Annotated in this window: 14 protein-coding genes; 13 read left to right on the forward strand and 1 reads right to left on the reverse strand. The window is 37.5% G+C overall.

Annotation, left to right across the window (positions count from 1 at the left end):
• Positions 1-8: 8 nt before the first annotated feature.
• Positions 9-1187: an MFS transporter gene (locus ORL93_RS16945; RefSeq protein WP_371389017.1), complete on the reverse strand. Its 1179-nt coding sequence runs from the start codon at positions 1185-1187 to the stop codon at positions 9-11.
• 317 nt (positions 1188-1504) lie between these two features.
• On the opposite strand from ORL93_RS16945, the gene ORL93_RS16950 reads away from it, so the two are divergent.
• From ORL93_RS16950 to dmpG, 13 genes are all read left to right on the forward strand, one after another.
• Positions 1505-1933 (forward strand): NfeD family protein, encoded by a 429-nt coding sequence (locus tag ORL93_RS16950; protein ID WP_097795596.1) that lies wholly within the window; start codon positions 1505-1507, stop codon positions 1931-1933.
• A gap of 2 nt (positions 1934-1935) precedes the next feature.
• A complete protein-coding gene (locus ORL93_RS16955; RefSeq protein ID WP_006094625.1) occupies positions 1936-2904 on the forward strand; it encodes an SPFH domain-containing protein in 969 nt (322 codons plus the stop codon).
• A gap of 399 nt (positions 2905-3303) precedes the next feature.
• Complete coding sequence (spoIIP, locus tag ORL93_RS16960) at positions 3304-4434, forward strand: stage II sporulation protein P (protein WP_097795597.1); 1131 nt, start codon at positions 3304-3306, stop codon at positions 4432-4434.
• 200 nt (positions 4435-4634) lie between these two features.
• On the forward strand, positions 4635-6113 hold the full coding sequence (locus ORL93_RS16965; RefSeq protein ID WP_097795598.1) for a 4-hydroxyphenylacetate 3-hydroxylase family protein: 1479 nt from the start codon (positions 4635-4637) through the stop codon (positions 6111-6113).
• 146 nt (positions 6114-6259) lie between these two features.
• A complete protein-coding gene (locus ORL93_RS16970; RefSeq protein ID WP_018781317.1) occupies positions 6260-7006 on the forward strand; it encodes an IclR family transcriptional regulator in 747 nt (248 codons plus the stop codon).
• Between the two features lie 19 nt (positions 7007-7025).
• Positions 7026-7574 carry an FAD synthetase family protein gene (locus tag ORL93_RS16975; RefSeq protein ID WP_097795599.1) on the forward strand — a complete coding sequence of 183 codons (549 nt, stop codon included), beginning with the start codon at positions 7026-7028 and terminating at the stop codon, positions 7572-7574.
• A gap of 27 nt (positions 7575-7601) precedes the next feature.
• Positions 7602-8141 (forward strand): 3-hydroxyanthranilate 3,4-dioxygenase, encoded by a 540-nt coding sequence (gene nbaC / locus ORL93_RS16980; protein ID WP_006094629.1) that lies wholly within the window; start codon positions 7602-7604, stop codon positions 8139-8141.
• On the forward strand, positions 8126-9169 hold the full coding sequence (locus ORL93_RS16985; RefSeq protein WP_097795600.1) for an amidohydrolase family protein: 1044 nt from the start codon (positions 8126-8128) through the stop codon (positions 9167-9169). The genes nbaC and ORL93_RS16985 overlap by 16 nt, the downstream gene beginning before the upstream one ends.
• Positions 9141-9599: a RidA family protein gene (locus ORL93_RS16990; protein ID WP_097795601.1), complete on the forward strand. Its 459-nt coding sequence runs from the start codon at positions 9141-9143 to the stop codon at positions 9597-9599. The genes ORL93_RS16985 and ORL93_RS16990 overlap by 29 nt, the downstream gene beginning before the upstream one ends.
• 12 nt (positions 9600-9611) lie before the next feature.
• The gene (locus ORL93_RS16995; protein ID WP_097786792.1) at positions 9612-11081 is read left to right on the forward strand and encodes an aldehyde dehydrogenase; all 1470 of its coding nucleotides are present in this window, start codon (positions 9612-9614) and stop codon (positions 11079-11081) included.
• A gap of 203 nt (positions 11082-11284) precedes the next feature.
• Positions 11285-12064 (forward strand): 2-keto-4-pentenoate hydratase, encoded by a 780-nt coding sequence (locus ORL93_RS17000; RefSeq protein ID WP_003197188.1) that lies wholly within the window; start codon positions 11285-11287, stop codon positions 12062-12064.
• Between the two features lie 32 nt (positions 12065-12096).
• On the forward strand, positions 12097-12996 hold the full coding sequence (locus ORL93_RS17005) for an acetaldehyde dehydrogenase (acetylating) (protein ID WP_018765494.1): 900 nt from the start codon (positions 12097-12099) through the stop codon (positions 12994-12996).
• A complete protein-coding gene (dmpG, locus tag ORL93_RS17010) occupies positions 12983-14008 on the forward strand; it encodes a 4-hydroxy-2-oxovalerate aldolase (protein WP_097795602.1) in 1026 nt (341 codons plus the stop codon). The genes ORL93_RS17005 and dmpG overlap by 14 nt, the downstream gene beginning before the upstream one ends.

The following is a 14008-nucleotide window of genomic DNA, read 5'->3' on the forward strand; positions in this document are numbered from 1 at the left end:
CTGTGAACTTAAAGAGAAATGTCTTTTTCTTGCTGTTTTGTATGTTTTAACAAAATAAAAGATAAACAAGCAGAACAAAAAATTAGAAAAGCAGCAATGATATATATAGTACGGACACCGAACATATCGGTAATAATGCCAACGCATAGCATAGAAAGTCCTGAAACAGCCGAAGTAAGTGTACCGTGAGCTGTATACATTCTTGATAATAGAGATGGTGGTACGCTTGATTGTAAAACGGTTGTTTGGGAAATATCTCGAATTTGATAGGAAGGTCCCATTAGAACACAAAGAAACAGTGCAATAAATCCGTTGCTTGTTATGCCATATAAGAAGGTAAGCACGCTAAATAGAAGTGATCCTAAGGCCATTGAGCGTATTAAGTTATTTTGAATATATGTACTCATTCGCCATGCTAATAGCCCACCAATTAATGTTCCGAAATAATAGCTTGTGTTGATATAACCCCACCATTCTGCTCCTCTATGAAGAACAGTCGTTACGTAAGCCATAGTAATACCACCAATCCATATCGTTCCAGCAAAAGTTTCAATTAAGTCCATATATGTAACTATACGGAGGGAGGGATGCTGAAATAAAAGTTTCCATCTTTCTATTAATACAGCTGATTTGGAAGAGGATTTCTCTATTGTTTGTTCAGTTTGTATAGCGCGCAATGAAACATATAATGCAATACACCCCAAAATCATTAATACGTTGTTTATCATAAGTGTAGAAGTGGCACCAATCAATAAGACCACTACACTTGTGAATGAATAAGCAGCTGCTTGAACAATTTGTGTTGAAAAGGAAAAGACACTATTTACTTTTACTAACTTTTCTTGTGATGTTAGACGTGGAATAACAGCGTATAATAAAGGAGAACTCCAACCTTCGCATAATGAAATGAGAATAATAAAAGCAAGAAGGGCAATGATGTTAGATGATAGTAAGGGAAATAATGCAGTTAAAAGAATAAAAAAGAAAGTCTTAACGCCTTGCAATGTAAAGAGCAATGAATAAGATGGAAAACGGTTCATTAAAAGTGGTGCGGATGTACTCGCAATAAAACTTGTAATAACTCGTAATAATGGAAAAAGAGCTGTGATAGTAGCTGATTTGGTTGTTATATAAATATGAGTAGTAAGAATCATTATGTAAACAACTTCAGCAAGAGTGATGCACATTTTAGAAAACCAATAAAAGGATAGCGATTGTTGGTGCAATATTGGTACCTCCACTCAAAGAATAATACATATTTCTTTATAGTAATCATAATTCGTGGAATAAATTTTTGAAAGAATTTTATTTTTTGTAACTTTTATACAGGGATTTTCATGTATAATAAAGAATATATTAATATACTATTTTAATAATACTCATTATAACAGTGAATATGTATAGTAGCTTCCGATGAAACGTCTCGCCTTAATTAGGAGGACGTGATAAACAATTCTTTTTTTCATATACATATAGAAAATAAAAAAGAAAGTGAGGGTTACATATGGCTGGATGGGTAGTTTGGTTTATTATAGCCGGTATTTTATTTATAGCAGAAATGTTATCGATTACCTTTTACATGTTATGGCTTGGAATTGGAGCGGTTGTCGGAGGTCTTATTGCATTGTTTGCTCCAGATGCACTATTTTTACAAGTTGTTGTAGGAGCAATTGTAAGTTTAACATTGACTTTCTTTACGAAACGAATCTCTAAAAATTTTCGAGAGGCAAAAGGATTTATCGATACTGTCGATAAATTAGCTGGTAAAAAAGGAATTATCCTGCAAGCGATTACAAGTGAAGGGAATGGGATCGTGAAAGTGGATGGCGATACTTGGACTGCTATTTCGGATGTTCCTATTTCTACTGGGGAAAGCGTCATTGTTATAAAGAGGAGCAGCACTGTTTTATATGTGAAAAGGGAGAGTGAATAAAAATGGTAGCATTAACATTAACGATTATTTTTGCATTAATTGTCATTGTATTTATCGCGTTAACAATTAAAATCATGCCCCAACAAAAGGTAGGTGTGGTTGAAAGATTTGGTAAATTCCAACGCATCATGCAGCCAGGGTTAAATCTAATAATCCCAATTGTAGATCGGATACGTGTATACCATGATTTACGTATTCAACAAACAAATGTGCCACCACAAAAGGTAATTACGAAAGATAACGTACAGGTAGAAATTGATACAATAATTTTCTATCAAATCGTTGAACCGGAACTTGCGACATATGGTATTTCTAATTATGAATATGGTGTTCGTAATATTACATCTGCAACAATGCGTCAAATCATTGGTAAGATGGAGCTGGATGAAACATTATCAGGGCGTGAAAAGATTTCAACAGAAATTCGTCTAGCTCTTGACGAAGCAACAGAGAAGTGGGGCGTTCGTATTGAACGTGTGGAAGTTGTTGATATTAATCCACCAAAAGATGTGCAGGTATCTATGGAAAAACAAATGAAAGCAGAGCGTAATAAGCGTGCGATTATTCTAGAAGCAGAAGCGGCTAAACAAGATAAAGTTCTTCGTGCTGAAGGGGAAAAACAAAGTAAAATCTTAATGGCTGAAGGGGATAAAGAAGCGCGTATTCGCGAAGCAGAAGGTATACGAGAAGCGAAAGAATTAGAAGCACAAGGGGAAGCAAGAGCAATTGAAACGATTGCGAAAGCAGAACAAAACCGAATCGAATTAATACGTGCAGCGGACTTAGATGAACGCGTTCTTGCTTATAAATCATTTGAATCGTTAGCTGAAGTAGCAAAAGGACCAGCAAATAAGATCTTCATCCCATCTAATGCAATTGAAACACTTGGCACACTTGGTGCAATCGGTGAAATTTTTAAAGAAAAACAAGCGAAGAAATCACCTTCGTCTGATACATCGAAAGAACAATAACTAATGAGAGAGAAATGGGCTGCCATTTCTCTTTTTTTATCATTTTAACCGAGAAGACCCCCTCCTCTAAACGAAGTGAAGGTGGGGGTAGTTCAATTAGGGAGGATTGTACAAAACGGGCTGTAGATATTTTGAAGATTTGTATATCATTTGTATTTGTTCTAAGTGAGGCTAGGTAAGAAAAGACATTATTTTTAACTTACACTTAAACTTGGGTGCAACACAAATTGAAAATGGAATTCTAGTATGTAAGGTCTAATTTAAAAGTCTAGTAAATATATATTACATAAAGCTTGTACATATCCATGTTTGAACTACCACCACTTACTCATTGGTCTGTGCCCTTCACGTTCCTTGAGGTGGGGGCTTCTCACCTAAAATGATAAAGAAGGTGATACATTGAAAAAGTATGCAACTCGTATACATGGAAAGAAATTTCTATTTTTAATCTTATCATATGTATTTGTAGTGATAGTGGCGGCGTCTATTGTGACCTCGCTTTTACATACTATGAAATCTTATTATGCGAGTCAGTGGTTTGGAAAAGTATCAATGCAGGGATTTATTCAAATGTTTGAGAGTGAAAATCGTTATTTTGCATCGGATTATTTTAAAACAAATAAACGAGAGTCTGTTGGGAATTTATTGTTTTCTATCACAACAGATCTGAAAATACATGATTTACGAACGTTCGTTGGCAAAGAAGTACCGGGGATGTCAAAGTACTATTCTAATATTATCGTAGCTGGAGAAGGAACGGACTATACGAATATTCCGAATGAATCTAGTGTACCGATTGAAGAGGTAACGAAAGAACGGGAAGTAGCGAAAGATAAAGTCACAGAAGCAGACAAAAAGAATCCTGTACAAAAAAATAAAAACGATGCAAAAGGTGAAAAAGCTGTATATATTTATCACACGCATAGTTGGGAGTCCTTTTATCCATTGTTACCTGGGGCGAAGAGTCCATCAAGTCCGGATGTAAATGTCTCGCTTTTGGGAGAGCGTCTAAAAGAACAGTTGGAAGGGCAGGGAATACCGGTTCTTCATGACAAAACAAACATGGGTGATTTATTGGCGAATAAGAAATGGAAATGGTATCAAGCATATACCGCATCTCATGGATATGTGAAAGAAGCCTTGGCACAAAATGATAAGATTATATTTCCAATTGATATTCACAGGGACGATCAGCGGAAGAATGTTACGACAAAAGTGATTAATGGAAAATCCTATGCGAGGTTATATTTTATAATAGGGATGGAAAATGCAGGGCGTTCTGATAATGAAAAGATTGCAAGAGCGATAAATTCGTATTTAGATGAAAACTATTATGGGTTAAGTAGAGGGATTTTTCCAAAGTATAAAAAGGATGGAAATGGAGTCTATAATCAAGATTTATCGAAAAATGCCATGCTTATCGAAGTTGGTGGCGTTGATAATACTTTAGAAGAGCTATATAACACAATTGATGTGTTAACTGAAGCATTTAGTAAATATTATTGGGATGCGGAGAAGGTGAATGAATGATGTGAAAGGAACAGGGAACTGTTCCTTTTTTACATGTCCCTTAAAAATTTTACTAGAATTTCATAATGTGAAATAAGGCAGTAGTTTTGAGTTGAGATTGGTTTATAATAATTTAAAATTCTGTCAATTTAAAAGGGTGACAGAATTTCTAAACTTATTTGTATAGTAAACTTCAAAATGTATATATTGGAGGGGTAAAAATGGCGATTCGAACAGGAGCTCAGTATATTGAAGGATTAAAGGCAAGAAATCCTGAAATTTGGATTGGTGGAAGAAGAATAACCGATGTTGTGAATGAAGATGTTTTTCGGGAACCGATTTTACAAATTGCTAAATTATATGATATGCAGCACGATCCAGAGTATCAGGACAAGATTACCCATATATGCGAAGAGACAGGAGAGCGGGTTTCGAATGCATTTTTAGTGCCAAAAAATTATGAGGACTTAAAAGCACGCCGCGAATTGTTTGAAGTATGGGCAAAGGCTACATTTGGTTTAATGGGCAGAACACCAGATTTTTTAAATGTTACAGTTACTTCAATGGCGAGCAATGCATGGTTTTTTGAAAAATTTGATTCCTCATGGGGGACTAATATAAAAAATTATTATAAACATATACGTGATCAAGATTTGTTTTTAACACATGCGATTATCAATCCACAAAATGATCGAAGTAAAGCCTCACATCAGCAAGAAGATGCAACGATGCATTTAGGTGTAGTGAACGAAACAGAAGAGGGAATGTATGTAAGCGGAGCTAAGATGTTAGCGACACTTGCACCAATTACAGATGAGGTAATCATTTATTCTTATCCAAGTTTTAAGCCGGGTGATGAACGTCATGCAATTTCTTTTGCAGTTCCTATTGATGCACCGGGTTTAAGGATCCTTTGTCGCGAGCCAATGCAAGATGGAAAACGATCCTTGTTTGATCATCCACTTGCATCAAGGTTTGAAGAAATGGATGCACTACTTGTATTTCATAATGTGTTTATTCCGTGGGATAAAGTGTTTATCTATCAAAGTGTAGAGGCTGGAAATCAGCTGTATCCAAAAACAGGAATTGGTCATCAACCAGCACATCAATCAGGAGTAAGAGGATTAGTGAAACTTTCTTTTGCAGCAGAAGTGGCTATAAAACTAGCAGATTCAATTGGAGTAGACGGCTTTTTAAATGTACAAAATCAGTTAGCAGAATTAATACAAGATGTAGAAACAATCCGTGCACTCTTGCAAGTAGCAGAATATGAGTATGAAACGAATGCATATGGTGAAGCTGTTCCTGCGAGACTACCGCTTGATACAATACGTAGCTTATTACCTAAAATGTATCCACGTGCTATTGAAATTATTCAAACCATTGGGGCTGGTGGCCTACTAATGTCGCCAACAGGTGCTGACTTTATGAATCCAGAGATTCAAGAGGATATGTATAAATATTATATCGGGCGTGAAGGAGTATCTTCTGAGGAACGCGTTCGATTATTTAAATTAGCTTGGGACTTATGCGGTGAAGCGTTTGGACAACGCCTATTACAATATGAGCGTTATTATTCTGGTGATCCAGTGAGAAAAATGGGCATGTTTTATAATGCGTACAAAAAACAACAATCGCTGTCACTTGTGGATAGTGCCTTGCGAACGGAATTATCTGGAAATTCATTAGGGTGGCAATAAAATGATCGCGCTTACATTTTAAAATAAAAAAGGAAGGAGTGGCAAATAGATAACAAGAATTTTACTGTTAGGATGTAAATCTTCTTACATGTTTTAGCTATATATGAACCGGAAATATGTAACTAGAATAGAGGAGGTAAGTTATTGTGATAGCATCTATCGGTAAAATTTGTAAAATTCTAAATTGTTTTACGAGTGGTGAGCCGGTGTTAGGAAATTCTGAAATTGCTGCAAAATTAAATATGAACCCGAGTACAGTTCACCATCTTGTCCGTACATTGTGTGAAGAAGGAATGTTAATTCGAGATGAGCAGAGAAAATATCGACTGGGATGGAAATTGTTGGAGTGGGGCAATCAAGTGATGTTTCAACAAGAGATTTATAGCGGGGCGATTCCAATCGTTGAAGAACTTGTAAGGAAATTTAATGGGACGGTGCATATCGGTATGTTTGACCGTGGAGATGTTGTATTTATTTTGAAAATTTCATCAAAGGATTCTGTTCAAATATCAACTCATGTCGGATCAAGAAAACCTGCATACTGCACAAGTACAGGAAAAGTTCTTCTTTCATTTAACCCTTCTTCTTTAGAGTATACTTCAGAAAATGGGCTGCTGCCTCGAGCACCAAATACAATTACTTGTATGAAGAGATTTCAAGAAGAGTTACAGACAATTCGTAAGCAAGGTTATTCCATAAGTGATAACGAAAATGAACATGGATTATATGGCATTGCGGCTCCTATTCGTTCTTACACCGGGAGAACCATTGCTGCTCTTAATATTGTTGGTCCGAAAACGTATATGCAAGGAAGCAATCGTCAAGTCATGATTCGAAGTGTGATGAATACTGCAAATTTAATTTCAAAGGAATTTGGTTATTTAGACATTTAATCATAACTGTAAAAGAGAGGTGAGAATCATTTATATACATGATTATAGTGTACCTGAATTGGAAAAATCGATTGTTTCTATTGGTGTTTTTGATGGTGTGCATAAAGGACATCAGACCGTTATTAGAAACGCGGTGGAGAAAGGGAAAGAGCTACAGATTCCAAATGTCGTGTATACATTTGATCCATCACCACGTTCTTATTTTCAGGGAGCACAAGTGCTAACGCCAATTAATGAGAAGTTAAATCGATTTCAGGAGCTCGGTGTTGAACATGTAATTGTTATTCGTTTTGATGAGTTGTATGTAACGAGAAGGGCTAGTTACTTTATTCAAGAATTACAAAGGTTATGCCCAATTGAAATTTATGTCGGAGAAGATTTTCGATTTGGAAAAAATCGCGAGGGTGATATAGAGCTACTGATGAAATACTTTGATGTTTCTATCGTCGAAGAGGTTTGCTGCGAAGAAGTTGAACGAATTTCATCAACGAGGATACGGAATCACTTATTTCAAGGAGAATTACAAAGGTCTCAATCCTTATTAGGATGGCCTCTTAAAACAATATAAGCGAATGAATTATAAGGAGGAAAAAACATGTCAAAAACATTACAATCTTTTAATTTACTAAAATGGATTGATGAAAATAAAGAGTTATTGAAACCACCGGTAAATAACAAGGTAATTTGGCAAGACTCAGAGTTTATTGCCATGATTTTAGGAGGGCCAAATAGAAGACGTGATTTTCATGTTGATCCTTCAGATGAATTCTTTTATCAAATAAAAGGCGAATGTTATGTGGAATGTATTACGGAAGAAGGGAAACGTGAAGTTGTTACAGTGAAAGAAGGAGATGTGTTTATGTTACCAGCCATGGTGCCACATTCACCGCACCGCGTTGCAAACACATATGGATTAGTAATTGAAAGGAAACGTAACCAAGGAGAACTTGAAGATTTTGTTTGGTTCTGTGATGAGTGTAATCATGAAATGCATCGCGTACGGGTTCAATTAACCGATATTGAAAAACAAGTGAAAGAAGCGATTCATAGTTTTAATTCAAATAAAGAAATTCGTGCGTGTAAAAACTGCGGACATATTATGCCAGAGGAAGTGGAGGAATGGAAGTGCGAATAGATTTTCATACACATATTATTCCTGAAACATTTCCGGATTTTGAGGAGAAGTTTGGTGGTGGACGTTGGCCGATATTAAATCGCACTTGTACATGTGGTGCTGCGATTATGGTTGGTGGGAAAAACTTTCGCGATGTGACAGATCAAGTATGGTGCCCGGAGAAAAGAATTGAAGATATGAACCGTGAAGGTGTTGATATACAAGTATTATCACCAATTCCTGTTACATTTTCCTATTGGGCAAAACCAGAAGAAGCTGAAGCAATGGCGCGTATTCAAAATGATTTTATTGCGGAAACCGTCTTGGCATATCCAGATCGTTTTGTTGGATTAGGAACAGTGCCAATGCAAGATGGAGAAACGGCAGTTCGTGAGATGGAGCGATGCATAACAGAATTAAACTTACATGGAATCGAAATTGGAACGAATGTAAATGGGAAAAATTTAGATGACCCTTCATTTATTGAGTTTTTCCGGATGGCTGAAAAATGGCAGGTTCCAATTTTTATTCATCCGTGGGAAACATTAGGGCGAGATAGAATGCCGCATCATAATTTTATGTATACAGTTGGGATGCCAAGTGAAACGGCTCTTGCCGCAGCTACACTTATATGGGGCGGGATAATGGAGAAGTTTCCTAGGTTAAAAATTTGCTTTGCTCATGGTGGAGGTTCTTTTCCATATATTTTGCCGCGATTAGATCAAGGGTGGCAAGTATGGCCACATCTGAGATTAACTACATATCCTCCGAGCCATTACGCAAAGAAATTTTACTTCGATTCTTTAAACTATGATCCTATCAACCTTAAATATATGATAGAGCGATTTGGACATGAAAAGATTTTTATGGGGTCGGATTATCCGTTTTTACTACGAGAAATTCAGCCAGGTAAAGTAATTGACGAGACACTTGATTTATCAGAGGAGCAAAAGGAAGCTATGCTTGGCGGAAATGCAGCGAGTTTCTTAAATATTGATATGAAAAAAAGAGGTGTAGTATATGCAGAAAACACAAACACCAGAGAGTAAATTAAATGAAATGGGACTCACACTACCAGCTATTCGTCCAGCGGTAGGTAATTATGTAAGTTGTGTAAGGGTCGGAAACTTATTGTTTACTGCTGGACAAGGTGTTGACCAGTACCATGGGAAATTAGGTAAAGATGTATCAATAGAAGATGGATATAAGGCAGCTAGGCAGTCTATGTTGAACTTATTAAGCGTTGTAAAGAATGAACTCGGTGATTTAAATAAGGTGAAACGAGTTGTGAAGTTACTTGGATTTGTAAATAGTACAGAAGATTTTATTGATCAGCCAAAAGTGATGAACGGTGCATCCGATTTATTAGTAGATGTTTTTGGTGAAAAGGGAAAGCATGCTCGTTCCGCTGTTGGAATGGCTCAACTACCGAATAATACAACAATTGAAATCGAGATGGTTTTAGAAATTGTAGAGTAGGAGGTAAAGAGTGTGAATAAAGAACTATTAGCTGAAAAAATGAAAGTAAAAGATGCGAAGTTATTTATTGATGGTCAATATGTCGATGCGATGTCCGGCGAAACGTTCGATACGTTCAATCCATCGACAAATAGAAAACTTGCCTCTGTTGCACAAGCAAATGAAGAGGATACTAAGCGAGCAATAGACGTAGCGGGGCGTACATTCACAAGTGGTATCTGGAGTAAAATGCCTGTGGAAGAGCGCTCAGCTATTTTATGCAAAATGTCCGATTTGATTATGCAAAAAGTAGATGAATTAGCGTATATAGAGACACTTGATGTCGGAAAGCCAATAAAAGAAAGTCGTGGTTTTGATATTCCGCGTTCTGCACATAATTTTCGTTTCTTTGCCGAGATGGCAAAGTATATAGTACATGAACATTATGATAAGCATAACTTTATGTCATATGCAAAATACGCACCAGCAGGAGTAACGAGCTTAATTATTCCTTGGAATTTGCCATTTATGCAGATGACGTGGAAGGCGTCAGCTGCACTAGCCGCTGGTAATACAGTAGTTGTGAAACCAGCATCTTACACGCCGCTAAGTGCAGTCATGCTTGGTGAAATTGCAAATGAGGCCGGGCTACCTCCAGGTGTACTGAATATTATTACAGGGCCAGGCAGTACGGTAGGAACGAAAATGACGACGCACCCGTCTGTAAGACGTATTTCATTTGTGGGGGAAAGTAATACAGGGAAAACAATTATGCGGAATGCTTCAGAAAACTTAATACCAGTTTCATTAGAATTAGGCGGAAAATCAGCAAACATTGTATTTGAAGATGCTGACTTAGATGAAGCGGTACAAGGATCGATTGAAGCAATTTATCGGAATCAAGGAGAAATTTGTTTAGCTGGTTCAAGATTACTTGTACAGGAAAGCGTATATGAACAGTTTCTAGAGAAATTTGTAAAAGCGGTGAAAAACATAAAAGTGGGAGACCCTCTTGATGAAGATACAGATATGGGAGCGCTTGTTTCGAAATCACATCTAGAAACAGTTGATCAGTACGTGGAAATAGGTCTTTCAGAAGGAGCAAAATTAGCCCACGGCGGAAAAAGAATCGAGAGTTTAGCACAAGGGAACTTTTATGAACCGACTATATTATATGATGTCGATAATCGTATGCGTGTAGCTCAAGAAGAGATTTTTGGTCCAGTTTTAGTTGTTATACCATTTAAAACAGAAGAAGATGCAATTCGTATTGCAAATGATTCTATTTATGGTTTAGCGGGAGTTGTTTGGACAAATGATCTTAGAAGAGCACAACGAGTTGTTTCGCAAATTGATTCGGGATTATTATGGATTAATTGTTGGTATGTGCGAGATTTACGTACCCCATTTGGTGGTTCTAAGGCAAGTGGTATTGGCCGAGAAGGTGGACGCCATAGTTTTGAATTTTATACAGAAGCAAAGACAGTTACGATGAAATTATAAAGTGAAACTTCCATCAGTGGGGGCTTCACCAATCGGGCTTTTACGGGCAGTTATCCCCCGCCTATCTTTTTTGCTTCTCTCTGAAACCTGAGGTGGGGGGTCTTACTGCCTGCGAATAGCTGGGTAAAATGAATGTTCCATCAGTGGAATGGTATTTCCACTGATGTGTTCTAAATATAGATTTTAAAAATGAGGTGAGATAAATGCAAGTGTTAATAAAGGAATTAGCAGATGAACTTATACAGGCAGAACAAACGTGTAGACCAATTTCGCCTTTCACGGAAAGGTATTCAAATCTATCAGTTTTAGATTCGTATAACATTCAGCTCGAAGTAGTGGGACGAAAGTTAAGACAAGGCCGCACAGTGATTGGGAAGAAAGTTGGACTTACGAGTAGTGCAATGCAGCAAATGCTTGGGGTAGATGAACCAGATTACGGACATTTACTAGATGATATGAAAGTAGAAAGTGGAAGTGTAATCTCGGTAGATTCGTTTGTATCTCCAAAAGTAGAAGCGGAAATTGGATTTGTTTTAGCTGAGGATTTAAGTGGACCTAATATTACATATGTAGATGTGCTAATGGCAACGAAATATATTGTACCTACACTTGAAATTATTGATAGTCGTATTGCAGATTGGAAGATTAAGCTTGTCGATACAGTAGCAGATAATGGTTCTTCTGCAAAAGTAGTTGTTGGTGAAAAGATGTCCAATGTATCTGAAGTAGATTTGCGTACGGCTGGAATGGCGCTCTATAAAAATAATAGTTTAATTGCTACTGGAGCAGGAGCAGCGGCATTAGGACATCCTGCACAAGCGGTTGCTTGGCTAGCGAATAAACTTAGTGAATTTCATATTTCATTGAAGGCAGGAGAATTAATTTTGCCAGGTGCATTATCGGGCGCTGTTTCAGTTCAATGTAATGATGTAATTCAAGCCGATTTCGGATCTCTTGGTTCGGTTTCTATTAAATTTGTATAGTTTTATAGTTGTGTGAAAAGGAGGGGATATATGTGGGGAAAGTGAAGGCGGCTATTATAGGATCCGGAAATATCGGTACGGATTTAATGTATAAATTAAGAAGAAGTGAAGTAATTGAAATGACTGCCATGATAGGGATAGATTCTGAATCAGATGGATTAAGGCGAGCGAAGGAAGAAGGATATGAGATTTTTGATAATGGTATACAAGCAATTATTGAGAATCCTAGCATAGCGGATATTATATTTGATGCAACTTCAGCCAAAGCTCATATTCGTCACGCGGAAGTCTTAAGAGAGTTAGGGAAGCTAGTGATTGACTTGACCCCTGCAGCATGTGGCCCATTTGTTTGTCCAGCTATACAAGATGCTACTCATGTAGAAATGCGAAATGTCAATATGATTACATGTGGTGGGCAGGCAACAATTCCAATTGTTCATGCAATCAATGAAGTAGCGGACGTTGCGTATGCGGAGATAGTTGCTACGATTTCTAGTTTAAGTGCAGGTCCAGGTACACGGGCAAATATTGATGAATTTACGATTACAACAAAGCGTGGGATTGAAGAGGTTGGGGGAGCAGACTGTGGGAAAGCACTTATTATATTAAATCCTGCGGATCCTCCTATTTTAATGAGAGATACAGTATATTGCGAAGTTAAGCATATGGATGAATTCATTATTGGGCAAGCAATTTGTAAGATGGTTGAAGTAGTTAGGTCATACGTTCCAGGATATTCTTTGAAACAGGAACCGATGTTTGATGGGAACCGTGTGACTGTATTTTTAGAGGTAGAAGGAGCTGGAGATTACTTTCCGCCGTATGCTGGTAATTTAGATATTATGACAGCAGCGGCATTAAAAATTGGTGAAGGATTTGCATCTCGAATAATTGGAGAGCAGAAGCGAGGTGTGATGAGTGAAAAGAAATAGTGATATGTCAATCAAAATAACTGAGGTTTGTTTGCGTGATGGAAGTCATGTAATGAGGCATCAATTTACAGAGGAACAAGTTCGGTCTGTAACTAGGTCGTTAGATGAGGCTGGTATGCATTATGTTGAGGTTAGTCATGGGGATGGATTAGGTGGTTCCACTTTGCAATATGGAAAATCGTTAGTAGATGAAATGAAACTCATTGAAGCGGCAGTGGAAGAATGTAGACAGTCAAAGGTAGCTGTGTTACTTATTCCTGGTATTGGCACTGTCCATGAATTAAAACAAGCAGAAAGCATTGGAGCAAGACTTGTTCGTGTAGCAACCCACGTAACGGAAGCGGATGTTTCCGCTCAACATATTCATTTTGCACGAGAATTGGGTATGGAAGTGTGTGGTTTTTTAATGATGGCACATTCGGCACCGATACAGAAATTGGTAGAACAAGCAAAACTTATGGAAAGTTATGGGGCACAAGCTGTCTATGTAACAGATTCAGCTGGAGCTTTATTGCCTCATGAAGTACGTGAACGTATCCAGGCATTACGTCAATCTCTAAATATCGAAATCGGCTTTCATGGCCACAATAACCTTTCTGTTGCAGTAGCGAATACGATTACTGCAATTGAAGAAGGAGCAACCCGAATTGATGGAAGCGCCCGCTGCCTTGGAGCTGGAGCTGGGAACGCGCAAACAGAGGTATTGTTAGCTGTATTGGATCGGATGGGATATACGCTAGATGTAGATTTGTATAAAATGATGGATTTGGCAGAGGATATTGTTGCACCGCTGTTACCAGGGCCACAAGAAATTCAAAAAGGTAGTCTTGTCATGGGATACGCTGGTGTATATTCAAGCTTTTTACTACATGCTGAGAGAGCTGCTCATAGATTTGGTGTAGATGCTCGTGATATTTTAATAGAACTTGGCAAGAGAAAAGTAGTTGGTGGGCAAGAAGATATGATTTTAGATGTAGCAGCTGAATTAGCAAAGATAAAAACGGGGGTGTAA

This window comes from Bacillus sp. DHT2, assembly GCF_026241455.1.
Classification (GTDB): domain Bacteria; phylum Bacillota; class Bacilli; order Bacillales; family Bacillaceae_G; genus Bacillus_A; species Bacillus_A pseudomycoides.